This is a genomic window from Corallibacter sp. (assembly GCF_048381695.1).
Lineage (GTDB): Bacteria > Bacteroidota > Bacteroidia > Flavobacteriales > Flavobacteriaceae > Corallibacter > Corallibacter vietnamensis.
Genome location: NZ_JBLXHI010000001.1, coordinates 287,574 through 312,391 on the forward strand (window position 1 = coordinate 287,574; position 24,818 = coordinate 312,391).

Sequence of the window (24,818 nt, forward strand, 5' to 3'; positions counted from 1 at the left end):
TTTTTATAGGTTATACAAAAAATTTATAGTCCAAAATTATGCTAGAAGTAAAGAATTAAAAACATCAAAATTTTCTAATTTATATGTAAAATTAACCGTTATTATAATGTTAATTAATTATTAAGTTAAAATAACACATAAAAGGGTTAATAAATCATAGAAGTTTACCATTTTATGTGCTACCTTTGTTTTAAACTTAACTATCTAATTTTGAGGATAAAACCAACATATGAGAAAGTAAGTACCAGTTTTGGGAGTTCTATTTTAGTAAAGCAACATACCGAATCTCTAGAGGCTGTACGTAGTAATAATGGTAAATGGCATTTCCATCCTGAATTGGAGCTTGTTTATGTAAATAAAGGACAAGGAAAGCGGCATATAGGAAATCATTTATCTTACTTTAATAATAGTCAGCTTATTTTATTGGGTTCTAATTTGCCTCATTATGGGTTTACAGATAGGTTAACAAGTAAAGGATCAGAAACAATTATTCAATTTAAGCCTGATTTTCTTGGAGAGCTATTTTTTTTAAAGCCTGAAATGGCAGCAATAAAACAGCTTTTAGAGCGAGCGAAACAAGGCATCCTTTTTCAACCTGAAACAAAAAAGTATGTTGGTCCAAAAATAGAAAGCCTTATTCATTATGAAGGGTTTGAACGCATTATCAAACTACTAGAAATATTAAATGATTTAGGTAAATCTACAGACTATACATTATTAAATGTTGATGGTATTGCTTTTGAAACCGAACCTAAAGACAATGATAAGCTTAACATTATTTTTAAGTATATAAATAACAATTTCACGCGTCAAATTACTTTAGAGGAAATTGCTGATAAAGTAAGCATGACAGAGCCTGCTTTTTGTAGGTATTTAAAAAAAGCAACAGGAAAAACCTTTACCAAATTAGTAAATGAGTATCGAGTAGTTCATGCTACAAAGCTTTTAAACGAAAGTCAATTGAGTATTACCGATGTTTGCTTTGAAAGTGGTTTTAATAACTTTTCTCATTTTAATAAACTGTTTAATGAAATTACAGGGAAAAGTGCTTCAAAATACCGCGCAGAAATAAAACATATTATTCAGTATTAATTACTGTTTTCCTTCCCATTCAGCATAAAAATGTTCTAAATATTGAAGCATAAATGTATGGCGTTTTTCAGCAAGTTTTTTTCCTGTTTTTGTATTCATTTTATCTTTAAGCAAAAGAAGCTTTTCATAAAAATGATTGATGGTTGGTGCTGTTGATGATTTATATTCAGCCTTGCTCATGTTTAAATTAGGAGCTATTTCCGGATTGTAAAGAGCTCTATCTTTAAACCCGCCATAATTAAAAGCTCTAGCAATTCCTATAGCTCCAAGCGCGTCAAGTCTGTCAGCATCCTGAACTACATCTAGTTCAGGAGAGCGAAACGTTTTATTGATATCTAATGATGAACTATAGGAAATGTTTTCAATAATTTTAATTACATGCTGAATAGTTGCTGTGTCAACATTAAGGTTCTCTAAAAATTCACTAGCTATTTTAGGACCTATACTTTCATCTCCATTATGGAATTTGCTATCAGCAATATCATGAAGTAATGCACCAAGCTGAACAACAAGAGTGTCAACATTTTCATGGTTGGCAATAAGTAATGCATTTTTATAAACGCGTTCTATATGAAACCAATCGTGACCACCTTCAGCGTCTTTCAGCGTTTGTTTTACGAAAGCAATTGTTTTTAAAATTATTTCTGAATGATTCATGGCTAAATAGCAGGTTCAACCCATTTAAATTGATATGAATTTTCAGGGACTTTCATACGCTCAGATAAGCGCGTTAAACGACTAGGAAGTTTCATTAAATAATCTCTAGCTTTTTCAGCCTCATCAGTTAGGTTTGTTATTTTATCTATTTCCCAACGCTTGATGAGTTTTTGTAATATATCTACATAATCTTGAGATGTGTAAACACCAATACGTTGTGCAGTATTTGAAAATTCCTCAAATGCAGTGCTTATTTTTTCTCCTGATTCTCTTAAAAAATGTGCTGGCATAGTTATTTTAAGCTTCATCATGTGTTGAAAAGCTAGCATCATTTGGCTTGGGTCAACCTTAAAAATACGCTCAACAAATTCACAATATGCGTGATGATGACGCATTTCGTCACCAGAAATTATTTTACACATTTTTGCCAATTGTTTATTGCTTTTTTCTTTAGCAATTTTTGCCACACGATTGTGTGATATATAAGTAGCTAACTCTTGAAAGCTTGTATACAAAAAGTTTTTGTAAGGATCTCGATCAGTACCAATATCAAAACCATCAGCAATAAGATACTGTGTGGTTTTTTCTATTTCTTTCATATTTACACGACCAGATAGGTAAAGGTACTTGTTAAGCACATCACCATGACGGTTTTCTTCAGCAGTCCAATGTCTTACCCATTTTCCCCAAGAATTTCTACCTACTTGATCTACACCTTCTACATCCATAAGCCAAGATTCATAAGTAGGTAAGGCTTCTTCAGTAATCATATCGCCAACCAAAACAACCCAAAAATCATATGGTAGCTCTTTTGATAATTCACGTATTTCTTTTACGTCATCTAAAAAGCTATCGCTTTCAGAGTTAGGTAAAAAATCTGTAGGTTGCCAAATTTTTTCAATAGGCATTAAATATTTTTTTATTAGAGAGTCAACATCTTTTTCTAAAAACTGCATGACTTCTAATCTTACGTTCTTTAAGGACATGTTTAGATTTTTATGGGTTTATACTAGAGGTTATTGTGGCCTCTATGTTTTTTATGAGCTCTTGTTTATCTGTTGCAGAAGCAAGCTTTGTTGGTTTATGAACCGTAAATGATACATTGGCACCTAATCCCATTGGGTATTTGCCGTATTTTAATAATTTCCAAGAGTTGTTTATTGTAATAGGAACAATAGTGGCAGAAGGAATTTTCTTGAATAAAACTTCTAAACCTTTAGTTTGAAAAGCTTTTGGTTTTCCGTTTTTACTTCGCGTACCTTCAGGAAAAATAACAGCTGCTCTATGGTTCTTTTCTATGTATTCTCCAAATTTCATTATGGCAGGTAAAGACTGTTTTGGGTTTTTACGATCTATTAAAACAGAGCCACCATGGCGCAAATTAAAAGAAACACTAGGGATGCCTTTACCTAATTCTTTTTTGCTAATAAATTTTGGGTGGTATTTTCTCATGTACCATATTATAGGAGGAATATCATACATGCTTTGATGATTAGCTACAATAATTAGTGGTTGGTTTGGTTCTATATCATACGGGTTTGTAAACGTATATCGGGTTCCTAAAATATTAGTACACCTCATTATAAAAAACTGTAACCAATCAACGCTTACCTTATGAGCATTGTAACCAAAAAGTTTAAGACAAAACCACTGAATCGCATGAAAAATAACCAATATTCCTAAAAAACATAAAGAATATATTGTGGTTAATATGTATGAGAGAATTTTAATCATATACAAAATTAAAAAACCACGTTTTAAAACGTGGTTTTATTTTAATTTATTTAACAGCTGTTTAGCAGTGCTCATTGTAAGCATCCATAAGGTTTTCAGCGATTAAATCAGCTGGTCTTCCTTCAATATGATGACGCTCAAGCATATGAACTAATTCTCCATTTTTAAATAAAGCCATACATGGCGAGCTTGGAGGAAACGGAATCATGTGTTCACGAGCTTTGTCTACAGCTTCTTTGTCAACACCTGCAAAAACAGTTACGGTGTGATCTGGGCGTTTTGCATTTTGTAAACTTTGTTTTGCTCCTGGGCGTGCATTTGCAGCGGCACAACCACATACCGAGTTTACTACAACAAGCGTAGTTCCTTCTTTAGCTAAAGCAGCGTCAACAGCACTTGCTGTTTGTAATTCCTCAAAGCCAACACTTGTTAAATCTTCGCGCATTGGTTTTACTAATTCTGCTGGATACATATATTATATTTTTTATGATTATTGTTTAATATGGCAAAGATACCAATTGTGTAACAAACAGCACATCTGTTCTACTAACAAATAGTATATTTGACGATAAATAAAATTGATAGTTATATGAGTTTTACAAAATGGATTGGTGCAGCTTTAGGATGGTCTTTTGGTGGGCCAATAGGTGCTATTATTGGTATGGCATTAGGAAGCATGGTAGATGCAGTATCTGATGGAAAGGAACGTCCGTTTTTAGGGCAAGACCAATCAAGACAAAGGCAGCGTACAACTTATAGATCTAGACAAGAGCGTCCGCAAACACAATCGGGAGATTTTGAGGTGAGTTTATTAATATTAGCTTCAGTTGTTATAAAAGCCGATGGCAAGCAAGATCAGCGCGAATTAGATTTTGTACGTCAACAGTTTGTTAATATGTACGGTAAAGAACGCGCTAATCATGCGTTTAAGCTTTTTAAAGGAATTAATAAGCAACAAATACCTACACGCCAAGTATGTTTGCAAATACAGCGTATGATGGATCATCCATCACGATTGCAATTGCTTCATTTTCTTTTTGGAATAGCTAAAGCAGATGGTCATGTTACTGAATCTGAAGTAAAACAAATTTATACCATTTCTGGGTATTTAGGTATAAGCTCTCGCGATTATGAAAGCATTAAAGCCATGTTTTATAATAGTAGTGATAATGCTTATAAAATTTTAGAAATTGATAAAAACGCTTCAGTGGCTGAAATAAAAGCAGCTTATAGAAAGATGGCAAAAAAATATCATCCAGATAGAGTTGTGCATTTAGGCAAAGAACATCAAGAAGGCGCCGAAGAAAAATTTAGACAAGTACAAGAAGCTTACGAAAAACTTCAAAAAGAGAAAGGATTCTAAATGTATTATTTATTAGGAACCATAGCAGTGTTTGTAATAGCTTATATTCTCATTAAGCTAACAGTAAATACAAAGGAAAACCCAGATTCTCAATTGGGTATTATGGATCATCCAAGTACATTTAAAAAACAAGATATTGAAATGGTTGATAAGCGTTTAGGTGAAGACGAAAAACCAATAAAGTAAAACTGTGGCATAGTAATTGTTTTTTTGGTAGATCATAAACTAAAAAACCAATCATATGAAAATCACTCTTTCTTTATTCGTTATAATTGTACATTTTTTATCAGTTGCTCAAACAAAAGGTATTGTTGGGACTTATGAAATGCGATTAGATTCTAGTAACGCTTTAGTTGTAGATACGTTAGTTTTAAACAATGATGGTACGTTTGTTTATCATGTATACGACAAGCATGATGGAGGTATTCCGCCAGAAAGAAACATGTATGGAAAGGGTACCTGGAAACTTGAAAATAATATTGTTGTTTTCAAGACAACCACTTCAGATATTGATAAAACACACACATTAAATTTCAATAATTCTAAAGCAAGATTTATTACAAAATCTCCAAGAGATAAAACGAATAGGGAAGTACCGACTTCGTTAAGGTTTTTTAAGTCGAATATTTTTTGGGTAAAAGGACGAGACTTATTAAAAAAATAAATTAACCCCTAAACAAAAAGAAATCATCTTTCATGTCTTCAATTTGAGCGTCTTCATTGGTTATAATATAATCAATGGCTTTTGACGTGAATGCATCACCTTTTTCGGTTAAAGAAACAATCCGATTATTAATTTCTATCATATTGTTTTTTAATGCTAAATCTAAAACGGTTTTACTTCGTACTTTTTGCCAATTAATATGCTCGTTTAGGTGATTTACATGGCGTTCGTTTTCTTCGTTGTGATTTTTTAAATGCAATAAGAATGTAAGTAAAGAGACTTCAGTACGTTGTTGTTTTTCTCTGTATAATACAGCGATTATGCCTTTGCTTGGAGCAAAAAGATATACTATAAAAAATATCACACCAAGCATAGTTGTGATTGAACCAGCTATCGAGGCATCTAACCAGTGGGCAAACCAGTAGCCAGTAATGGCGCTTAAAACACCAAACAAGCAAGAAAGTAATAACATCTTTTTTAAATCTGTGGTAAGTAAGTAGGCCGTTGCGGCAGGTGCAATCATTAATGCAACAACTAATATTGCGCCAACAGCATCAAATGCACCAACTGTGGTTATAGAAGAAACGGTCATTAAGCCATAATGTATTACCACAGGAGAAAACCCTAAAGCCGCAGATAAACCAGCATCAAAAGTGCTTACTTTTAGTTCTTTAAAAAAAGCAAAAAGCAATGTTATGGTTACTGTTAATATGCTGCCTATTATCCATAAAGATTTCGGACCATAATCCGTTCCAGAAATCATTAATCTATCAAAAGGAGCAAAGGCAAGTTCGCCTAAAAGTACAGCATCAACATCCAGATGCACATCATTGGCGTTTTTTGCTATGAGAATTACACCAATGCTAAACAGTGCTGGGAAAACAAGTCCAATAGCAGTATCTTCTTTTACTAATCCTGTTTTTTGAATACGTTCTACTAACACAACGGTTATAATGCCTGTAAAAGCAGCTAAAAATATAAGTAATGGATTGTTGAGGTCTTGCGTGATAAAAAAACCAATAACAATTCCTGGTAAAATAGAGTGACTAATGGCATCGCTAATCATAGCCATTTTACGAAGCACTAAAAATGTACCAGGAATAGCACAAGCAATAGCCACTAAACTAGCAATTAACTGTATTTCTATTTGTGCGCTACTCATCGTCTTTGGTTTGTTGATTATATAGGTTTGCCGCCTTTTCAAACCCTTGTTTTGTTAAGCTCCACATATTTCCTTCAATGATTACATAGTTTTTGTCTACTAGTTTTTGAAGTGTTCCTCTTGTAAACCCTTGAAAGTTGTTTAATATTTTAATAGCATGCGGATGCGATATGTTTTCGTGACCTTCTGCTATATGATACATAAAAGCTAAAGTTTTATGAAGTTCTAAATCACGTCTGTTTTTTATAAACCTTATTTGACGAAACAATAAGCCTCTACTTGGTGAAAATACAAATGAAAAAAGGACAAATACACTTGCAACAAGTACAATTACAGGTCCTGTTGAAAGGTTGTTTTGACTGGCACTAATGGCTGTTCCAAAAACCCCAGAGAAGGCACCAAAAATAGCTGCTAGAATAACCATAGTTGATAAACTATTTGTCCATTGTCTTGCAGCTGCTGCAGGAGCTAATAACATAGCACTCATTAAAACAACACCTACGGTTTGTAAGCCTAATACAATTGCTAGAACAATAAATGACGTGATTAAAACATCAATAGTTTTTGTGTTGAACCCTAGTGTTTTCGTGTAATCAGCATCAAAGAGTAAAATTTTAAATTCTTTCCAGAATAACAGCATAATAACTAAACAAACTCCTGTTACAATTGCCATAAGCCAAACATCATTTACGACTAGTGTTGCGGCTTGCCCAAACAAATATTTATCTAATCCGGCTTGGTTAGCGTTAGGTTGTTTTTGAATAAATGTTAGTAACAACATTCCAAAACCAAAAAACACAGAAAGAATAAGTCCTAATGCCGTATCAGATTTTAAATGTGTTTTTGTAATGATACCTCTAATCCAAAAGGTCCCAATCAATCCACTAATCAAGGCTCCTAAAAGGAGTATATGAGTGTCTTTAATTCCTGTGACTAAAAAGGCAATGGCGATTCCTGGTAATGCTGCATGAGAAATAGCATCACCCAATAAGCTTTGTTTTCGTAGCACAGCAAAACTTCCTAGCATACCTGTAATAGCACCTAGAATTGCGGTTCCAAGTGTAATGGTTCTTAAGGTGTAATCGTTAATGATTAAAGAAAAATACTCTTGTAAATTCATTACTCTTGTATGCTTACTTTGTAATTAATTCCGTAGGTTTTAGTTAAGTTATCATCATTAAAAATATCCATAACAGGACCTGTGGCAATCTTTTTTACGTTTAGAAATGTTACCCAATCAAAATATTCAGGCACAGTTTGTAGATCATGATGTACAACAATGACTGTTTTTCCTGCTTTTCGTAATTCTTTTAAAATATTGATAATGGCGACTTCGGTTGTTGCATCAACACCTTGAAAAGGCTCATCCATGAAATAAATAGCAGCATCTTGTACAAGAGCTCTTGCCAAAAAAATACGTTGTTGTTGTCCCCCAGAGAGCTGGCTAATTTGCCTGTTTTTAAATGGAAGCATACCAACTTTTTCTAGAGCTTCTAACGCTGCTTTTTTTTCTTTTTGGCCAGGACGTTTTATCCAGCCTAAACTTCCGTAAGTTCCCATCATAACAACATCTAGAGCTGTAGTGGGGAAATCCCAATCAACACTTCCTTTTTGAGGAACATAAGCTACAAGCTCTCGTTGCTTTTCATAAGGTTTCCCGTAGATTGAAACGCTTCCTGCTATGGGTTTTAAAATGCCTAAAATAGCTTTTATAAGCGTAGATTTTCCTGCGCCATTAGGTCCTACTATAGCCATAAGCACGCCTTCAGGAATTTCTAAATCTATATCCCAAAGTACTGGTTTGTAGTTGTAAGCAACAGTTAAGTCATCAACTTTTACGGCTAGTTTTTTCATTATTTTAATGCGTTTACAATTGTGTTTACATTGTATTTAAACATCCCAATATAGGTGCCTTCTTCAGTGCCAGCATTACCTAATGCATCCGAGTATAATGTACCGCCAATTTCTACATGGTGGTCTTTTGAATTTACGGCTGCTTGTAATGCCTCAATAGTACGTTTTGGTACAGAGCTTTCTACAAAAATGGCTTTTACTTTGTTTTCTATAATAAAAGCAGCTAATTTTTGTACGTCTTGAACACCGGCTTCTGCTGCAGTTGAGATACCTTGAAGACCAACAACATTAAATCCGTATGCTTTTCCAAAATAACTAAAAGCATCATGGGCGGTAACTAAAATACGTTTTTCTTTAGGAAGAGTTTCAATGCGGGTTTTTATTTCACTTTCTAAAGCGTTTAGTTTTGATATGTACTCTTTACCATTGGTTTCAAATATTAATTTGTTTTCTGGATTTGCTTCGGAAAGAGTCTCAACAACATAGTTGGTGATAGATTTCCAATAGTCTATATTAAACCAAACATGAGGATCATAATTACCTTTAAACAATTCTGATCTGATGAGTGTTTTAGGATCTAAAGCATCAGAAAGAGCAATTGTTTTAATGTTTTGGTGTGCCATTTTTTCAAATACTTCAACCAATTTACCTTCAAGGTGCAATCCGCCATAAAATATGATATCAGCATTTGCAAGCTTGGTGACATCACCTTCACTAGCTTTGTATAAATGTGGGTCGACACCGCTTCCCATAAGTCCTTGTACATTTATACTATCGCCGCCAATGTTTTTTACTAAATCGGTGATCATAGTCGTAGTGGTTACTACATTTAATTTGCCGTTGCTTTGTTTTTCTTGTTTACAGCTTGAAAACATCAGCGGTATAGATAGTAGTAAGAAAAATATTTTTTTCATAGGTCTAAATATTTATTGCGAATTTACTAAATATTCAATAATTTAATTAAGATTATAACGTATTCCGAAAAATAAGCGTCTACCTTGATTAGGTGCATAAACATAAGAAGGATCAAAAGTTAGTGCATAAGGGTTATTTGGAGTAGGTATGACGCTTCCATCAGGATTGAAGCTTACTTGCTCATCAAAAGGATCATTAGCACGTGCTATAATAAAAGGTTCTCCTTTATTAGGTGTCCAGTTTAACAGGTTTTTAATGCCGCCATAAAACTCGAAATTTTTTAGTCCATCATAAGTTAGTTGTATATTTTGAATGCTCCACGTTGGAGATTTGTCACTTCTAGGGTCTAATTTTCCAAGTGTTGGTAATCGCATTGGTCCATAAACGTTTCCTGTGTAATCTAAAGTTAAGTTTGTTTTATAGTTTTTATAAGATATAGCCCAAGTTCCAGAAAATTTTTCGGTTAGAATTTGATTTATTGTGTTGTCATTTTCGGTTTGTGATACATCTTGATATGTTACTCCCAGAAGTGCTTTTATACCATTTTCAAAAACAGTGTCTATATTTAAGCTAGCTCCTTTTGATGTAGCATAACCATCTAAGTTGCTGTAAATAATTTTGTTTGGGTTGGTATCATAATCAGGAAGAATAGCATTTGTGAAATGTGTATACCAAATAGATGCATCAAATGTAAATATCATCCCATTTTTGGTGTAAAGTTTTTTAAGGTAGTTAATGTTTATATTATATGATTTTTCAGGTTTTAATGTTTCTTCAATAACAACATCTCTTGCACCTGTTAGAGCGGCATGCTCTTCAGTGAAAAGGTTTACTACACGAAATCCGGTACCAGCATTTAATCTAATGATATCATTGTTTGTGGGTTTATATCGATAAGCAATTCTTGGAGTAAATATAGAGCCGTGACGTTTGTCATAATCATACCTAGCGCCTAGCAATAATTTTTGTTTTGCTGAAAGTGTTATTTCATCTTGGGCAAATAATGATGGAATTACGACTTCGTCAGCTTTAATTGTAGCAGTAGTATTATCGTTATAAAAATTGTAACGAGCTGCCGTGCCAAAAAGTAAGTCATGTTTTTTTAACGTTTTGTCCCAAACCAATTGCCCGAAGCCTATACGCTGTTGAGCTATGTATGGTGTGTTGCCATACACAGAGTTTTGGTCATGGTCTGAATATGAAAACTGAAAGTTTACCTTTTCCTTAATTGGTAATTGATAATTACCAATAATCTCAAATCGTGATGTGTATATGCTTTCACCATAAATTACATCTCCACCTCTAAAGTTTTTGTTCCACTGCATTTCGCCGCCCCAACGATCTTCATAAAAATATCTACCTGCTAATGAGAACTTACGGTTATTATTGCGCTTGAAATCCCATTTCTGAAAAATTGAAATTCTATCTTGTAGTGTTATATCAGTAAAGTTATCGTTGTTATTGTCTATAGGATTAGAGTAGTTGTAATAATTTGTACCAAGTAACAAGGTTGCTTTTTGTCCTATTTTAGCTTTGTATCCTAAATCCAGATTGGCTTCTCCCCAGCCAGTAATAAAGCCATCTGCTGAAAATTTTGGTGCGTTTTCAGGATGTTTCGTTATAATATTTATCAAACCACCAACAGCTTCGCTACCATAGAGTGAGGAAGCTGGGCCTTTTACGACTTCAACTTGATCTATTAGTGAATTAGGAATTCCAGACAATCCATAAACTGTGGATAAACCACTAACAATAGGCATACCATCAATTAAAACTAATGTGTATGGACCTTCTAGTCCGTTAATGTGAATGTCGCCAGTATTACACACATTACAATTAAGTTGTGGCCTAACACCATTAACGTTTTGTAATGCCTCAAAAATATTAGAGGTTGGATTTTTCTTTAAAAATGCCTGCGAATAAATCTCAACGGGCACAGGACTTTCTAATCTATTTACGGGCTTGAGTGTGCCTGTGACAACAATTTCATCAAGATTTTCAGCTTGCTCAAACGTAAAGTTAATTTCAAGGTTTTTAGAGTTTATAGATATCTTTTTTTCAATGGTTTTATAACCAGTAAATGAAGCGACAATGATATAATCTCCTTCAGTAACATTTTTTATAGTGTAATTACCATTCTCATCTGTTATATCGCCTTGAGTTGTGTTTTTTAAATAAACATTAGCATACGTAAGGTTTCCTTCGTCGTTTTTAATATTCCCTGAAATGTCAGCTTTGTTTTGCGCTTGCGATACTGTAGTGATTATTGTTATTAAGCATATATAAATTAGCTTCATTTTAAATTAATTTTAATCAAATATAAATATATTTTTAGATTAGACTAAAAATATATTTAAAAAATTATATAACGTATATTTGTTTTTAGAAAAAGTAATTATGATAACACTAACAGAAGAGAACTACATTAAAGCTATTTTTCATTTGAGTTTGCAAGGGAAAGAGACCGTCAGTACCAATGATTTAGCAGAAGCAATGAATACTAAAGCATCTTCTGCTACAGATATGATTAAAAAGCTGTCAGAAAAAGGTTATGCTAATTATAAAAAATATCAAGGTGTTATTCTTACAGATTCAGGAAAAAAAGTAGCTCTTAGTATTATAAGAAAACACCGTTTGTGGGAGGTTTTTTTAGTTGATAAATTAGGCTTTACTTGGGATGAAGTGCATGAAGTAGCAGAACAGTTAGAGCATATAAAATCTCCAAAGTTAATTAATCAGTTAGATCGCTTTTTAGATTATCCTAAACATGATCCTCACGGAGACCCAATACCTGATATAAACGGAAATATGCCAATAGTTGAAAAAACACTACTGTCTCAAGCACAAGTGGGTCATATTTATAGTTGTATTGGTGTTAACGATAGTTCTGCGGAATTTTTACAATATTTAGATACGAATAATATTCGACTAGGATCTGAAATAGAAATCATGTACATAGAACCATTTGATAAATCTATCAAGATAAAGGTAAACAACAATGAATTTACAGTGTCTAATAGTGTGGCAAAAAACTTATATTTAAAGAAAAATTAAAGACTTTATAAACCATTACGTCTTGAATAAATTAATCTATATATTTATTTTTCTCTTTGCTTTATCTGGATTTTCTCAAGATACCATTCAGGTGAGATCGCCTAAAATCATTACGAAGTTGGGTTATGGTAAAATGTTAAATAAGGAAGGTATTTCTGTTAAGTTTGTAAAGGTAATTTCAGATTCTCGTTGTCCTAAAGGCGTTAATTGTATTTGGGCAGGAGAAGCAGAAGTTTTAATTGATGTTTTTAAAAACGGTGTAAAAAAAGAGCAACGTATTATAAAAGTTTCTTCCAGCTATTTAAGCAATGCGTCTCTGGTTACTGTTTTAGATGGTTCAGAACTACATGTAATGAATTTAGCTCCATATCCAGAATATGATATAAAAATTAAACCAGAAGAATATTACTTACAGCTGGTAACCAAGCTTGTTGAATAGATTATAATTACCAATAGGTAAGGTTGAAAACAAATCAATGACAACCACAATCATTACCGCTTCCGCAGTTTTTTGAAGAAGATTTTTTTCTTGGATTCCAAACAAATTTCATAACTAAAAATCCAACAGCAATAACTAAAGCTGTGATGACTAGTACTTCTTGAATAAAAGGATTCATAACAGTTTTATTTTAATAGTTGATATGTAATTAGAGCAACAACATAAGCAAATGAACTCATGAAAACTAATTGTGATGTTGGCCATTTCCAGCTATTAGTTTCTCGTTTTACAATTGCTAATGTACTCATACATTGCATAGCAAAAGCATAAAATAGCATGAGAGAAATTCCTGAAGCAAAATTAAAAACAGGTTTTTTTGTAACCGGATGAATTTCAGATGCCATTCTGTTTTTAATAGTATCTTCGTCATCACTACCAACACTGTATATAGTTGCTAGTGTTCCTACAAAAACCTCTCTGGCAGCAAATGATGTAATTAAAGCTATCCCTATTTTCCAGTCGTAACCTAAAGGAGAAATCATTGGTTCAATAGCATGGCCAGCAATACCTATATAGCTGTTTTCTAATTTAAATGAAGCAATATGTTGATTTAGTTCATCTTCAGATATATTATCATTAGCAAATTGCTCGCTTATTATAGTTTCAGCATTATTAAAATTATCTCCAGGGCCATAAGAAGCTAAAAACCACAATACAATTGAAATAGCTAAAATAATTTTACCAGCACCTAAAACGAAAGCTTTAGTTTTTTCAATAACAGTTATAGCTACATTTTTAAACAAAGGTGTTTTGTAGTTAGGCATTTCTACTACAAAAAATGTTTTACTCTTTATTTTTAGTGTTTTGTGTAAAACAAATGCAGAGCCAATGGCAGCAACAAACCCAATAATGTAAAGCAACAACAGGGTTAATGCTTGAAGACTAAACCCTAAAAAAGATCCTTCAGGGATAACCAAAGCTATTAAAATTAAGTATACAGGTAAACGAGCAGAACACGTAGTAAACGGTGTGACTAAAATGGTTATTAATCGTTCTTTCCAGCTCTCAATATTTCGTGTTGCCATAACAGCAGGTATAGCACAAGCTGTACCAGACATAAGAGGAACAACACTTTTTCCGCTTAAACCAAATGGACGCATAACTTTATCCATTAAAAACACGACGCGACTCATGTAGCCACTTTCTTCTAAAAGTGCCAAGAAAAAGAATAAAAAGGCAATTTGAGGTATAAAAATTACAACGCCTCCAATACCTGGAATTATTCCATCAGCCAATAGGCTTGTAAAAGAACCTTCTGGTAGTGTGTTATTTGCCCATTCGCTTAAAGAAGCAAATGTATTATCAATAAAGTCCATTGGAATACCAGACCAGTCATAAATAGCTTGAAAAATAAGCAGTAATATTGCAGCAAATATCAAGTAACCCCAAACTTTGTGCGTTAATATTCTGTCTAGTCGTATTCGTAAATCTTTTGCAGAGCTTAAGTCTATAGTTTGTCCTTTTTTTAGGATATTGTTTATAAACTGGTAGCGCTTTATGGTTTCTTTTTGTTGTAACCTTTTTAAATCAGAGTTGCTTTTGGTTTTAAAATCTTCTAAAGCATCAAAAGCTTGACGGTCTATTTTTCCAAAATTAACATCTTGTGTAATAACTAACCACAGTTTGTATAGTAACTGGTTTGGGAAAGCGCTTTTTAAATCCTTAAAATAGGTTGGATCTATATCATTAGCATTTAAGCAAGGTTTTGTAGACAGGTTTTTGTAATCTGTAATTAGTGTTTTTAATTCAGAAATACCTGTTTTCTTTTTAGTGCTAATTAATGCTATTTTAGTGTTAAGCTCTTTTTCAAGAGTTTCTATGTCTAATGAAATACCTTTGTAAACCATTCTATCTGACATGTTAATGGCAAGAATGGTAGGAATTTCTAAATCTTTTATTTGTGTATAAAGTAGCAGGTTTCGTTTTAAATTTTCTACATCACAAACCACAACGGCTACATCAGGATAATCTTTATCATTTTTGTTAAGAAGTAATTCTATAACAACACTTTCATCTAGAGAGGAAGCGTTTAAACTGTAAGTTCCAGGTAAATCAATAATGTGAGCTTTTACGCCACGAGGTAGCTTACAAATTCCTTCTTTTTTTTCAACAGTAATTCCTGGGTAGTTTCCTACTTTTTGGTTTAAACCTGTTAAGGCATTAAAAACCGATGTTTTTCCGGTATTAGGATTTCCTATTAAGGCTACATTTATTTGCTTACTCATACAATGTCTATTAAAATATGGATAGCCGTTTCTTTTCTAATTGCAAGATGTGAACCGTTTATGTTTAGGTATAAAGGATCTGAAAACGGAGCAACTTGAACAAGCTCTACTTGATTGCCAGGCAGACAACCCATTTCTAATAGTTTTAACGGGATATGTATAGATGAAACATCTTTTATAATACCCGTTTGGCCACGTTTTAATTGTGCTAAAGTCGTTTGCAAGCTTATTTAGATTGATTTTAAAAAAGCAAAAATAAGAGAAATATTTAGGCTAAAAAAATGCTTACAAATAAAACTATTGATATTCCTGTTTTAGAGTGGAAATATCATCAAGTAAACGCGATATATCATCAGGGTTGGTGCCATCATAAAAGCCTCTAATTTGTTGCTTTTTGTCAATAAGCATAAAATTTTCGGTATGAATCATATCAAAAGGGCCGCCATCTCCACTAGTTTTTACAGCCAAGTAGCTTTTTCTGGCAAGCTCATAAATTTGTTTTTTGTCACCGGTAACCAAATTCCATTTCCCGTCTATTACGCCTTTTAGTTTAGCGTATTTTTTAAGCTGTGCAACACTGTCAATTTCAGGAGTTACTGTGTGAGAAAGTAGCATGACTTCATCATCATTTTTTATTTCCTTTTGTATTTTATACATATGATCTGTCATTATAGGACAAATAGTTTTGCATGTAGTAAAAAAGAAATCAGCAACATAAATTTTATCTTTATAAGTAGCTTGAGTTATGGTTTCGCCATTTTGATTAAGTAATTTAAAATCGGCTATTTTATGATATTTTCTTGTGTCTAAAAGTGTGCTGTCAACCAATTCTGCATTTACCATAGTAGGTTGATAAATAGGAAGTACTTTTTTAGGTGTTAAAATGCTATACATGATAGAAATGATAATAGCAGATAATATAAAAAAAACAATCCCGAAGCGCTTGTATTGTTTAAAAAAAGAAATCATAAAACTAATTTGAATGTGTTGTCATATAAAATTCAAATACAAAATTACAATACAATAGATTTAAAAGCACTATTTTTAACATGCTAATTAAGATGTTACATCTTTTTAAGAGAAAGAAAAATGAAAACAAAACTACTTGTTATTTGCTGTTTATTTACAACAGTTTTTTATAGCCAGGATTACTTAAAAACTCAAAGTGATATTCAAAAAGCCGAAGCAAGAAACGCTTTTAGGCAAATGATGCAGCGCGTCAATTTAAATACAGGTAATTATGATGTTAAGTATCACAGGTTAGAGTTAAATATTGACCCTTCTGTTGCATTTATTTCTGGAGATGTAACAACATATTTTGAAGCTAAAGAAAACCTAAATCAAATAACTTTAGAGCTTACTGATAATATGGTTGTTTCTCAAGTAATACAGCGTGGTAATTCATTGGCTTTTTCTCAAAACAGCAATGATGAAATAGTGATAACGCTTCCAGAAACACAAAATGCAGGTGTTTTAGATTCTTTGACAGTAAGCTATTCTGGAAACCCTGAAAGTTCTGGGTTTGGCTCTTTTGAACAAACAACTCATAGTGGAGACCCAATTATTTGGACACTTTCTGAACCTTACGGAGCCAAAGGTTGGTGGCCTTGTAAGCAAGATTTAATAGATAAAATAGATTCAATAGATGTGTATTTAAATACCCCTGAATTTAATCCTGATAATGAAGCGTATATTGCAGTTGCCAACGGATTAGAAATATCGCAAACAACCCAAGCAGGAGAAAAAACAACACGCTTTAAACACAAGTATCCTATACCTGCGTATTTGGTGGCTATTGCCATTACCAATTACGAAGTATATAGTCATCAGGTTGATAATAATGGGCAACCTTTTGATATTGTAAACTATGTTTATCCTGAAAGTTTAGCATATGCTCAAGCAAATACAGGAGTTACCGTAGATATTATGAATTTGTTTAGCTCGCTTTTTGAGGAGTACCCTTTTTCAGACGAAAAATATGGCCACGCACAATTTGGTTGGGGCGGCGGTATGGAGCATACTACTGTTTCATTTATGGGATCTTTTAGTAGAGGGTTGATTGCTCACGAATTAGGACATCAATGGTTTGGAGATAAAGTAACATGTGGTAGCTGGAAAGACATTTGGCTTAACGAAGGTTTTGCTACGTACTTATCTGGTTTGACGGTAGAGCATTTAGATGGAAATGATTATTTCACAACTTGGAAACAACAAACCGTAAATTCCATTACATCACAGCCTAATGGTGCTGTGTATTTATCAGACACAGATACATTAAGTATTGGTAGAATTTTTAGTAGTAGATTATCCTACAACAAAGGAGCAATGGTTATTCATATGCTTCGTAAAAAACTTGGAGATACTGCATTTTATCAAGCTATGCGAGATTATCTAAACCATCCAGATTTTGCTTATGATTATGCAAAAACTGAAGGTTTCATAAATAGTGTAGAAACTTCTACAGCAACCAATTTAACCGAGTTTTTTAATGATTGGTTATATAATGAAGGTTATCCAACATACAACGTTACTTGGCATCAAGTTGACGAATCATCAATTTATATTGCATTAAACCAAACACAAAGTGACGCATCTGTATCATTTTTTGAAGCTCCTGTGCCTATACGAATTTTAGGAGCCTCTGGAGAAGAGCTCAATATTGTTTTAGAAAACACAGTAAATAATCAAGGTTTTACAAGTGCTGTTAATTTTACTGTTACCGATGTTATTTTTGATCCTGAATATGATCTAATTTCTAGAAACAATACAGTGACATTAAGTATTGATAGCTTTGATTTAAAAAACGATATATTAAACGTTTATCCAAATCCAACAACAGGTGTATTTCATATTACAAAGCCTGACCATTTAATGGTTGAACAGGTTACTATTTACAATACACTAGGACAAAAAGTATATGTGGCGCCGTGGCAATCAACAATAGATGTCTCTTCATTTTCAGATGGGTTGCTATTTGTTCAGTTTCAAACTAATCAGGGAGTTATTAATAAAACCTTGTTAAAAAATTAGTAATAAACGAATTATAGTTTTCTAAATGGTGCTAAAACATTACTTTTGTGCGTTCATTTTAACAAGACATAAAATTACATGGAGTTTGTAATCAAAATATCTCAATTTTTATTGAGCCTTTCTTTACTAATCGTATTACACGAATTAGGACATTTTATCCCTGCAAAATTATTTAAAACTAGAGTAGAGAAGTTCTATTTATTTTTTGATGTGAAGTTTTCATTATTTAAAAAGAAAATAGGAGAAACCGTTTATGGAATTGGTTGGCTACCTTTAGGAGGATATGTAAAAATATCTGGTATGATTGATGAAAGTATGGATAAAGAGCAAATGGCTCAACCACCACAACCATGGGAGTTTAGAACAAAACCAGCTTGGCAACGACTTATCATAATGTTAGGTGGAGTTACAGTAAACTTTATACTAGCAATTATTATTTATATAGGTATGAGTTATTTTTACGGAGATAAATTTTTGCCTAACAATAATGTAAAAGATGGTTTGCTTATAGAAAGCACAGTTGCAAATAATGCCGGTTTACGTACAGGAGATAAAATAATTGCGGTTGATGGTCAAGAGATTGAGAACTACTCTGAAATATCAGAAAAGGTGCTTTTTGGAAAAGAAATAACTATAGCACGTAATGGGCAAACATCTACAGTGACATTACCAGAAGATTTTTTAGCGCAACTTATAGATTCTAAAGAAAAATCATTCATTAATCTTCGCATGCCATTTTTAGTAGCAGAGGTTCCGGATTCTTCTTTCAATAAAAGTAGCGGTCTATTAAAAGGCGATATCATTACTGGTTTAAACAGTACAAAAACTAAATATGCTGATGAATTAATCCCTTTACTAGAAACTTACAAAGGACAACAAGTACAAGCATCTGTTTTAAGAGATAATAATGAAGTAACATTGCCACTTACTATCAATGAAAAAGGTAAGTTAGGAATTGTTTACGCAACTGGTGCAACACCAGAGACATTAGAAAAAATAGGGTACTATCAGTTTGAAACAAAAAACTATAGCTTTTTTGAAGCAATCCCAGTTGGTTTTGTGAAAACAAAAGATAAGTTAGCTTCTTACATTAAGCAAGTAAAGGCAATTTTCACACCAAGCACAGGAGCTTACAAAGGTGTAGGAGGATTTAAAGCCATTTATGATATATTTCCAACTACGTGGAGTTGGCAGTATTTTTGGGGAATAACAGCATTCTTATCTATTATGCTAGGATTTTTAAACTTGCTTCCAATACCAGCGTTAGATGGTGGTCATGTGATGTTTTTATTATACGAAATGATATCTGGAAGAAAGCCAGGAGACAAGTTTTTAGAGTACGCACAATTAGTTGGATTCATCATTTTAATAGCATTAGTACTGTTTGCGAACGGTAATGATATCTTTAAAGCTATTTTTAATTAAAAAATTTAATGATAAAGTTTGCAGAGATTAAAAAATAATATATCTTTGCGCTCGCAAAAGCGAATAACACTCCTCCTTAGCTCAGTTGGTTAGAGCATTTGACTGTTAATCAAAGGGTCCTTGGTTCGAGCCCAAGAGGGGGAGCAAAATGAAAGCCTTACAGAAATGTAAGGCTTTTTTTGTTGTAATTTTAAGGAATATGAAGACTAGTTAATATTAATGAGTGAAGCAAAAATTGACATATTATAGAATAAATATAAAGAGTGTTTGTAAAAATATGGGATTTAGTTTCTTTATTATTCTAGCTTTCATTTCTATAGTTTTATATGCATATGTAAATCAGGTAGAAGTAAATGTTATCCTGATGTCAATTTTCTTTTTGTCCCCTGTTTTAATAGCATGCTTCTTGTTAATAGATTATTATGTAAATGCTAATAACGAAGTGAGATTGTTTGATGAAAGGATTGAAATTATTAATAATAAAAAAGAAAAAGTTGTTTTTAATAAAGAAGAAATCGTTGGTTTAAAAATATATATTTGTCCTTCTATGAATAGAAAAAGCTCATTTCAGCTTATGCCTTTTGAGCAATTTCATTTTTGAAGATTAAATTATAACATAAAAATAAAACGACATGTTATCAAGCCCTTTTATCAATAACCAATATGGGTTTTCTGCTCATTGCTGGAAACTGAATTGCTTGAATTGTTTTTTTGTCGTGAAACTCAATTTTAGGTGATACTCTTAATTTAGCTCTAAAATGATCTTTAATTTTTGATAATAACGTCTCTTCAGGGTTAGAAGCTGCTATTTTAATACATATTTCATCAGTACCTATGTCGTTGTGTGAAATTTCAATAACATAGCTTAAAACCTCATTAAAATCGTTTAAAATATTATCCATTGCTGGTGGATATAAGGTTGTCCCTTTATATTTAATCATTTGTTTTTTTCTACCTACAAGTGGTCCCAGTCGCATGGTATTTCTTCCGCAAGAACAAGCATCGGTATGTGCTTTAACCATATCTCCGGTTTTAAATCGTAATAGAGGCATGCCTTCAACGCCTAAAGTTGTAATTGTAAGTTCGCCAACATTTCCGGGTGTAACTGGGGTATTGTCATCATCTAAAATTTCAGCAATAATTAATTCAGGATGGTGATGTCCTCCTTGTTGCGCTTCACATTCGGTAAAAGCCGTATTCATTTCGGTTGAAGCATAGGTTGAGTATAAATCAATATGCCATTGCGAGGTGATTTTTTCAGCCAATGTATTTAAAGAAAAATCTTGGTTTCGCAGTGATTCACCAATACAAATAGCACCTTTTACACCAGAAGAATTAATATCAATGTCGTGCTGCTTGGCATATTCTATAAGCTTTAATAAAAAAGAAGGCACAGCAATGAGATAGGTAGGTTTAAATTTTAAAATAGAATCCCATTGTAACTCTGGAATTCCTGCACCAACGCGAATTATACCAGCGCCAAGTTTTCTTACTCCTAAAAAATAAGCTAGACCAGCCATAAAACGCCTATCAATTGTTGTCATAAGTTGTAAAACATCTGTTTCTTTTACACCAGCACACGCAAACGAAATTGCCTCATTGTAGGCTAGTCGTTCTAAATCTGCATCTGTCAAGGCAAATGTTACAGGATCTCCCAAGGTACCCGAAGTGGTTACATAATCAATAATTTTGTGTTTTGGAACACATAAAAAAGCATCGTTATGCTTTTGTAAATCGTCTTTTGTAGTAACAGGAATTTGGGTTAAATCTTCTAGAGACGTAATGGTTTTTATATCTATTTGGTGTTTTTTAAAAACATCTTGATAATATGCAGAATGTGTTTGAAGATAGCTTAATAATTCCTGTAGCTTGTCTTCTTGTAATGCTTTAATTTTTTCTTTTGATGCTTTTTCTATATCAGGAATCATAGGTTTAATTTCCTCTTTAATTTTTTAATATAATCGTTTACAGCTCGCGTATCAGGAACTGTTGTAATTTCTTTTGTTTTAGCGTGTTCAAAAGCAGTCAAAGCTGCAGTGTAATAACCCTTTTCATAATAATAACGACCGGTTAAGTAATAGGCTTCCCAATAGTTTGGGTTGAGATTTTGTAATTCTTTTAAAGAAGATATCTCAATATGTTCGTCATTATTTATAGCTTTTGATATGTGCCTGCTTAAAACCCGATATGCTTCATAATTTTCATAGGCTTTTGTGTATAAAAATGGATCTTCCTCAATAAGCAAATTGGCGTTTTGCAGCGAAGTTTTATTAGTGTTATTAGGTGCTTGTTCAAAAACATCATTTAAATCATAAGCAACAAATTCGCCCAACTGATATGGGTTTGAAGATACCCAAACCATATTTTGTTCTGGTTTAAAAACAATACCATGATGCGCTAGCAATTGATTTAATGCTTTTTCATTACCGTAACCAATGGCTTTATTTTCTAATCCTTTTTTATCTCTTAAAATATCAACGGCTCTTTGTGGTGTGAGTTTTGGTGTGTTATTAAGAAGTTCTTCCATGCGCTCGTAACGGTATTGCGAGTGACTTTCGGCTATTTGTTTTAAGTTTCTTTCATCATTAGCAAAGGCATCACTCTGAAAATGGTTGGCACAAATTAACTGATTAGAATTTGGGACTTCATAAATACCAAAATTACCTGGAGAAACTTCTATAACGGCAGCTTTTTTGTCTTTAGCACTTCCTATAAAGATAGATTCTGATACAAATACTTCACGTTTTTTTGCAATAGCTATGGCTTCATCAATAGTTGAAGCATATTGCAGGATTTCTCGAGTTACAATAGAAATTGGCGTTTTTGCAATAAGTGGTAGTTTAGATTTTCCTGCATTAATGGTAACGGTTAGTCCTTGATCATTCATACCGGAAACAACACCAATCATTCCTGCCCAAGTAACAGACATAAAGTTGTGGCCGTTTGTAGGACTTACAAAGGCTATTATTTTATTTTCGGCAAAGGCATCACCGGCATAAAAATCTAAATTACGTCCAATAATTAAGCTGCCGTCTTCGGTTTTGTCTCCCCAAGCAGCAAATGATGAGCAGCCTACAAGCGCTAAATCTTGAAAGGCATGACCTATATCGTGAGCGCCGTGTAAGTAAAGTATGCGTAAATAATCATCTGCTATATAATCATAATCATCTCCAGCATATTTAGAAAGTCCTAAAATTTCAGCTTTATATTCTTCAGGAATATGTAGGTACATTTTTCTGTTATACCAAGCCAAAACTTTACGTAGTAGGTATTGTTTGGTTTTTGACGGTACCATTTCGGCAACTTTGCTTAATAAAGCTCGTTCTTGTTTTTCAAATAGTTCTCTGGTTAAGCTTCCTGTTTCTAAACCTATTTGATAAGGATCGCCCTGAACATATAATTCCCAAAGTTGTTGTTGGTTTTTTGTTAAGTAGTTGGCGCCAGAGCTAAATGTAGAGTCTGATAGTGTAATGCGGTTAGGAACAGACGTATCATAGTGGCTAACATCTGGGATATCGTGTTTTGATTTTGAAACACCACAGGATGTAATCAAAATAAATACGGATATAACTATGAATACTCTTTTTAAAATCATTCGCTTACAATGTATTTTATTGACTGTTTGTTTTTTTTATTTTGGATACTAAATAATCCATACCTAATATTTCAGAACAGGTAACAATAGCACTTATTGTAACGCCTAATATACCATGCATATTTAAACTTTGCCCTGTAAATAATAAGTTTTCTATTTTAGTACGAGGCGATATAAAAGACTGCATAGACTTATTCACGTTTTTTACATAACCATACATAGAGCCATTGTTAGTGGCAATGTAGTCTCTGTAAGATAAAGGCGATGATGTATATACTTCTTGTATGCAAGCTCTTATATTTGGGAATTTTTTTTCTAATTCAATAATAACCTTTTCGGCTTTTTCAGCTTTAAAAGCTTCGTATGATTGTCCTCTATCATTTTGACACGCCGTTGTGTTAAACGTATTTTCCCAAGGTTTTACTTCATCATAATGCATATAAGTCATTATCGTAATATTGTCGCCATAAACGCTTTGACCTTTTTTGCGTCCCATAGAAAGCATGTAGCCTTCCGGCCAACTTTCTTGTGAGTAATGTTGTGCCGTCCAAACACATTCAGGGGATTTAAAATGATAGTAATTTTTGTTTAAATACTTAAATGTTTCAGGTTTTAAAACAATGTAAACACTAAAAGCAGCAATTGTGCTTTCAATACCTTCTATCCTGTTAACATATGATTTTCTAAACTTATCTTTGCCTACATGTTTTAGAGTAAGTTTGGGTTCTATATTTGATATAAAAATATCACCATAAAATTCATTACCATTAGAACAAATGGCAGATGTAAGTTTACCATCTTTATAGTTATAATCTACAACTTCATGGTATTTATGTACAACGCCGCCCAATTCTTTAAGTCTTCTAATGAGAAGCTTTGTAATTTGACTTCCTCCGTTTACACAGCGATAAGCGCTTTCTATATAGGAATTTACAGATAACGAATGCACATAGAAAGGTGTTTTTTCGCCATCACCAGCATATAGAAAATTTGTTCCTACAAGTACTGCTTGTAGTTTTTTGTTTGAAGTTATAGACTCTATAAAGGTTTTTGCCTGTTCACCAAAAACACTAATATCATATTGTTTTCCTTGCTCTACATTATATAGCGGGAATTTGCTACAAGTTTCTTGAATTTTATGGCAGTAGGCTTGAATGGCTTCTTTTTCTTCTGGAAACATTTTGCTTAATGTCTCAATAAAATTGTCATAGCCTTGAGCATATTTATATTCAGAATCATCATTATCAAAAGTGATAACATCAAAACCGTCTTCGTCCATTTTATCTAAAGAAAGCTCATCCATAATACCTAAATATTTAAAATAGGTATAAAGATTTTGACCTTTACTTAAGCCGCCTATGTAATGTACTCCAGTATCAAAAATAGATTTGTCTCTAGCAAATGTTTGAAGATTGCCGCCAAATTGCTGGTTTTTCTCCAAAACGCACACACGATAACCTTCCTTGGCAAGAACCACAGCAGAAACTAAGCCTCCTAATCCGCTTCCTGTAATAACAACATCGTAGTGCGATTTCATAGTAAATGATAG

The 24,818-nt window shown here is 32.9% G+C and carries 25 protein-coding genes and 1 tRNA gene; 10 read left to right on the forward strand and 16 right to left on the reverse strand.

Annotated features, from left to right (window positions below):
• Nucleotides 1–207 precede the first annotated feature (207 nt).
• Nucleotides 208–1,092 (forward strand): AraC family transcriptional regulator, encoded by an 885-nt coding sequence (locus ACN5J3_RS01380; RefSeq protein WP_417290861.1) that lies wholly within the window; start codon nucleotides 208–210, stop codon nucleotides 1,090–1,092.
• Here ACN5J3_RS01380 and ACN5J3_RS01385 read toward each other — a convergent pair whose 3' ends face one another.
• The 4 genes from ACN5J3_RS01385 to ACN5J3_RS01400 all read right to left on the reverse strand — a co-directional run bounded on the left by ACN5J3_RS01385 (nucleotide 1,093) and on the right by ACN5J3_RS01400 (nucleotide 3,955).
• Nucleotides 1,093–1,749, reverse strand: a complete 657-nt coding sequence (locus ACN5J3_RS01385; protein ID WP_418510511.1) for an HD domain-containing protein — start codon at nucleotides 1,747–1,749, stop codon at nucleotides 1,093–1,095.
• A 2-nt stretch (nucleotides 1,750–1,751) separates the two neighbouring features.
• Nucleotides 1,752–2,735: an acyl-ACP desaturase gene (locus ACN5J3_RS01390; protein ID WP_417290779.1), complete on the reverse strand. Its 984-nt coding sequence runs from the start codon at nucleotides 2,733–2,735 to the stop codon at nucleotides 1,752–1,754.
• A gap of 10 nt (nucleotides 2,736–2,745) precedes the next feature.
• On the reverse strand, nucleotides 2,746–3,483 hold the full coding sequence (locus ACN5J3_RS01395) for a lysophospholipid acyltransferase family protein (protein ID WP_418510512.1): 738 nt from the start codon (nucleotides 3,481–3,483) through the stop codon (nucleotides 2,746–2,748).
• A 61-nt stretch (nucleotides 3,484–3,544) separates the two neighbouring features.
• Entirely contained in the window at nucleotides 3,545–3,955 is a 411-nt protein-coding gene (locus tag ACN5J3_RS01400) for a BrxA/BrxB family bacilliredoxin (RefSeq protein WP_417290777.1), read from the reverse strand.
• Between the two features lie 117 nt (nucleotides 3,956–4,072).
• Here ACN5J3_RS01400 and ACN5J3_RS01405 point away from each other — a divergent pair, with 117 nt between their 5' ends.
• The 3 genes from ACN5J3_RS01405 to ACN5J3_RS01415 are packed head-to-tail and all read left to right on the forward strand — an operon-like array spanning nucleotide 4,073 to nucleotide 5,510.
• The gene (locus tag ACN5J3_RS01405; protein WP_418508893.1) at nucleotides 4,073–4,846 is read left to right on the forward strand and encodes a TerB family tellurite resistance protein; all 774 of its coding nucleotides are present in this window, start codon (nucleotides 4,073–4,075) and stop codon (nucleotides 4,844–4,846) included.
• Nucleotides 4,847–5,032: a hypothetical protein gene (locus ACN5J3_RS01410; protein WP_344727249.1), complete on the forward strand. Its 186-nt coding sequence runs from the start codon at nucleotides 4,847–4,849 to the stop codon at nucleotides 5,030–5,032.
• A gap of 55 nt (nucleotides 5,033–5,087) precedes the next feature.
• The gene (locus ACN5J3_RS01415; RefSeq protein ID WP_418510513.1) at nucleotides 5,088–5,510 is read left to right on the forward strand and encodes a hypothetical protein; all 423 of its coding nucleotides are present in this window, start codon (nucleotides 5,088–5,090) and stop codon (nucleotides 5,508–5,510) included.
• Nucleotide 5,511: 1 nt separating this feature from the next.
• On the opposite strand, the gene ACN5J3_RS01420 is transcribed toward ACN5J3_RS01415, so the two are convergent.
• The 5 genes from ACN5J3_RS01420 to ACN5J3_RS01440 are packed head-to-tail and all read right to left on the reverse strand — an operon-like array spanning nucleotide 5,512 to nucleotide 11,738.
• A complete protein-coding gene (locus ACN5J3_RS01420; RefSeq protein WP_418510514.1) occupies nucleotides 5,512–6,672 on the reverse strand; it encodes a metal ABC transporter permease in 1,161 nt (386 codons plus the stop codon).
• Entirely contained in the window at nucleotides 6,665–7,792 is a 1,128-nt protein-coding gene (locus ACN5J3_RS01425) for a metal ABC transporter permease (RefSeq protein ID WP_418510515.1), read from the reverse strand. Before ACN5J3_RS01425 ends, ACN5J3_RS01420 begins: the two co-directional genes overlap by 8 nt.
• Entirely contained in the window at nucleotides 7,792–8,526 is a 735-nt protein-coding gene (locus ACN5J3_RS01430) for a metal ABC transporter ATP-binding protein (protein WP_417290772.1), read from the reverse strand. Before ACN5J3_RS01430 ends, ACN5J3_RS01425 begins: the two co-directional genes overlap by 1 nt.
• A complete protein-coding gene (locus ACN5J3_RS01435; protein ID WP_418510516.1) occupies nucleotides 8,526–9,440 on the reverse strand; it encodes a metal ABC transporter solute-binding protein, Zn/Mn family in 915 nt (304 codons plus the stop codon). Before ACN5J3_RS01435 ends, ACN5J3_RS01430 begins: the two co-directional genes overlap by 1 nt.
• A gap of 42 nt (nucleotides 9,441–9,482) precedes the next feature.
• The gene (locus tag ACN5J3_RS01440; RefSeq protein ID WP_418510517.1) at nucleotides 9,483–11,738 is read right to left on the reverse strand and encodes a TonB-dependent receptor; all 2,256 of its coding nucleotides are present in this window, start codon (nucleotides 11,736–11,738) and stop codon (nucleotides 9,483–9,485) included.
• 100 nt (nucleotides 11,739–11,838) lie between these two features.
• Between ACN5J3_RS01440 and ACN5J3_RS01445 the strand changes: the two genes are divergently transcribed.
• Nucleotides 11,839–12,495 (forward strand): metal-dependent transcriptional regulator, encoded by a 657-nt coding sequence (locus ACN5J3_RS01445; protein ID WP_418510518.1) that lies wholly within the window; start codon nucleotides 11,839–11,841, stop codon nucleotides 12,493–12,495.
• Between the two features lie 22 nt (nucleotides 12,496–12,517).
• Nucleotides 12,518–12,934 (forward strand): hypothetical protein, encoded by a 417-nt coding sequence (locus ACN5J3_RS01450; RefSeq protein ID WP_418510519.1) that lies wholly within the window; start codon nucleotides 12,518–12,520, stop codon nucleotides 12,932–12,934.
• Between the two features lie 34 nt (nucleotides 12,935–12,968).
• Here the strand turns inward: ACN5J3_RS01450 and ACN5J3_RS01455 are convergent, their stop codons facing one another.
• From ACN5J3_RS01455 to ACN5J3_RS01470, 4 genes are all read right to left on the reverse strand, one after another.
• Entirely contained in the window at nucleotides 12,969–13,112 is a 144-nt protein-coding gene (locus tag ACN5J3_RS01455) for a FeoB-associated Cys-rich membrane protein (RefSeq protein ID WP_417290767.1), read from the reverse strand.
• Between the two features lie 7 nt (nucleotides 13,113–13,119).
• Nucleotides 13,120–15,219 carry a ferrous iron transport protein B gene (feoB, locus tag ACN5J3_RS01460; RefSeq protein ID WP_418510520.1) on the reverse strand — a complete coding sequence of 700 codons (2,100 nt, stop codon included), beginning with the start codon at nucleotides 15,217–15,219 and terminating at the stop codon, nucleotides 13,120–13,122.
• Entirely contained in the window at nucleotides 15,216–15,443 is a 228-nt protein-coding gene (locus ACN5J3_RS01465; protein WP_344727272.1) for a FeoA family protein, read from the reverse strand. Before ACN5J3_RS01465 ends, feoB begins: the two co-directional genes overlap by 4 nt.
• 73 nt (nucleotides 15,444–15,516) lie before the next feature.
• Nucleotides 15,517–16,188: an SCO family protein gene (locus ACN5J3_RS01470; protein ID WP_417290765.1), complete on the reverse strand. Its 672-nt coding sequence runs from the start codon at nucleotides 16,186–16,188 to the stop codon at nucleotides 15,517–15,519.
• Nucleotides 16,189–16,308: 120 nt separating this feature from the next.
• On the opposite strand from ACN5J3_RS01470, the gene ACN5J3_RS01475 reads away from it, so the two are divergent.
• The 4 genes from ACN5J3_RS01475 to ACN5J3_RS01490 all read left to right on the forward strand — a co-directional run bounded on the left by ACN5J3_RS01475 (nucleotide 16,309) and on the right by ACN5J3_RS01490 (nucleotide 20,275).
• Nucleotides 16,309–18,249, forward strand: coding sequence for a M1 family aminopeptidase (locus ACN5J3_RS01475; RefSeq protein ID WP_418510521.1), 1,941 nt, complete (start codon nucleotides 16,309–16,311; stop codon nucleotides 18,247–18,249).
• A 78-nt stretch (nucleotides 18,250–18,327) separates the two neighbouring features.
• Nucleotides 18,328–19,674 carry an RIP metalloprotease RseP gene (gene rseP / locus ACN5J3_RS01480; protein ID WP_344727278.1) on the forward strand — a complete coding sequence of 449 codons (1,347 nt, stop codon included), beginning with the start codon at nucleotides 18,328–18,330 and terminating at the stop codon, nucleotides 19,672–19,674.
• 70 nt (nucleotides 19,675–19,744) lie between these two features.
• A tRNA-Asn gene (locus ACN5J3_RS01485) sits at nucleotides 19,745–19,818 on the forward strand.
• 133 nt (nucleotides 19,819–19,951) lie between these two features.
• Complete coding sequence (locus tag ACN5J3_RS01490) at nucleotides 19,952–20,275, forward strand: hypothetical protein (RefSeq protein ID WP_418510522.1); 324 nt, start codon at nucleotides 19,952–19,954, stop codon at nucleotides 20,273–20,275.
• A 37-nt stretch (nucleotides 20,276–20,312) separates the two neighbouring features.
• Here the strand turns inward: ACN5J3_RS01490 and ACN5J3_RS01495 are convergent, their stop codons facing one another.
• Genes ACN5J3_RS01495 through ACN5J3_RS01505 form a run of 3 tightly spaced genes read right to left on the reverse strand, consistent with a single transcriptional unit; the run spans nucleotide 20,313 to nucleotide 24,806 of the window.
• Nucleotides 20,313–21,602 carry a phenylacetate--CoA ligase family protein gene (locus tag ACN5J3_RS01495; RefSeq protein ID WP_417290762.1) on the reverse strand — a complete coding sequence of 430 codons (1,290 nt, stop codon included), beginning with the start codon at nucleotides 21,600–21,602 and terminating at the stop codon, nucleotides 20,313–20,315.
• Nucleotides 21,599–23,269 (reverse strand): C45 family autoproteolytic acyltransferase/hydolase, encoded by a 1,671-nt coding sequence (locus ACN5J3_RS01500; RefSeq protein ID WP_418510523.1) that lies wholly within the window; start codon nucleotides 23,267–23,269, stop codon nucleotides 21,599–21,601. The genes ACN5J3_RS01495 and ACN5J3_RS01500 overlap by 4 nt, the downstream gene beginning before the upstream one ends.
• Before the next feature lie 16 nt (nucleotides 23,270–23,285).
• Nucleotides 23,286–24,806 (reverse strand): phytoene desaturase family protein, encoded by a 1,521-nt coding sequence (locus ACN5J3_RS01505; RefSeq protein WP_418510524.1) that lies wholly within the window; start codon nucleotides 24,804–24,806, stop codon nucleotides 23,286–23,288.
• Between the last annotated feature and the right edge of the window lie 12 nt (nucleotides 24,807–24,818).

Coding starts and splice junctions, on each gene's coding strand:
- ACN5J3_RS01385 (WP_418510511.1), bottom strand. CDS start 1,749: ATGAATCATTCAGAAATAATTTTAAAAACAATTGCTTTCGTAAAACAA.
- ACN5J3_RS01390 (WP_417290779.1), bottom strand. CDS start 2,735: ATGTCCTTAAAGAACGTAAGATTAGAAGTCATGCAGTTTTTAGAAAAA.
- ACN5J3_RS01395 (WP_418510512.1), bottom strand. CDS start 3,483: ATGATTAAAATTCTCTCATACATATTAACCACAATATATTCTTTATGT.
- ACN5J3_RS01400 (WP_417290777.1), bottom strand. CDS start 3,955: ATGTATCCAGCAGAATTAGTAAAACCAATGCGCGAAGATTTAACAAGT.
- ACN5J3_RS01405 (WP_418508893.1), top strand. CDS start 4,073: ATGAGTTTTACAAAATGGATTGGTGCAGCTTTAGGATGGTCTTTTGGT.
- ACN5J3_RS01410 (WP_344727249.1), top strand. CDS start 4,847: ATGTATTATTTATTAGGAACCATAGCAGTGTTTGTAATAGCTTATATT.
- ACN5J3_RS01415 (WP_418510513.1), top strand. CDS start 5,088: ATGAAAATCACTCTTTCTTTATTCGTTATAATTGTACATTTTTTATCA.
- ACN5J3_RS01420 (WP_418510514.1), bottom strand. CDS start 6,672: ATGAGTAGCGCACAAATAGAAATACAGTTAATTGCTAGTTTAGTGGCT.
- ACN5J3_RS01425 (WP_418510515.1), bottom strand. CDS start 7,792: ATGAATTTACAAGAGTATTTTTCTTTAATCATTAACGATTACACCTTA.
- ACN5J3_RS01430 (WP_417290772.1), bottom strand. CDS start 8,526: ATGAAAAAACTAGCCGTAAAAGTTGATGACTTAACTGTTGCTTACAAC.
- ACN5J3_RS01435 (WP_418510516.1), bottom strand. CDS start 9,440: ATGAAAAAAATATTTTTCTTACTACTATCTATACCGCTGATGTTTTCA.
- ACN5J3_RS01440 (WP_418510517.1), bottom strand. CDS start 11,738: ATGAAGCTAATTTATATATGCTTAATAACAATAATCACTACAGTATCG.
- ACN5J3_RS01445 (WP_418510518.1), top strand. CDS start 11,839: ATGATAACACTAACAGAAGAGAACTACATTAAAGCTATTTTTCATTTG.
- ACN5J3_RS01455 (WP_417290767.1), bottom strand. CDS start 13,112: ATGAATCCTTTTATTCAAGAAGTACTAGTCATCACAGCTTTAGTTATT.
- feoB (WP_418510520.1), bottom strand. CDS start 15,219: ATGAGTAAGCAAATAAATGTAGCCTTAATAGGAAATCCTAATACCGGA.
- ACN5J3_RS01470 (WP_417290765.1), bottom strand. CDS start 16,188: ATGATTTCTTTTTTTAAACAATACAAGCGCTTCGGGATTGTTTTTTTT.
- ACN5J3_RS01475 (WP_418510521.1), top strand. CDS start 16,309: ATGAAAACAAAACTACTTGTTATTTGCTGTTTATTTACAACAGTTTTT.
- rseP (WP_344727278.1), top strand. CDS start 18,328: ATGGAGTTTGTAATCAAAATATCTCAATTTTTATTGAGCCTTTCTTTA.
- ACN5J3_RS01490 (WP_418510522.1), top strand. CDS start 19,952: ATGGGATTTAGTTTCTTTATTATTCTAGCTTTCATTTCTATAGTTTTA.
- ACN5J3_RS01495 (WP_417290762.1), bottom strand. CDS start 21,602: ATGATTCCTGATATAGAAAAAGCATCAAAAGAAAAAATTAAAGCATTA.
- ACN5J3_RS01500 (WP_418510523.1), bottom strand. CDS start 23,269: ATGATTTTAAAAAGAGTATTCATAGTTATATCCGTATTTATTTTGATT.
- ACN5J3_RS01505 (WP_418510524.1), bottom strand. CDS start 24,806: ATGAAATCGCACTACGATGTTGTTATTACAGGAAGCGGATTAGGAGGC.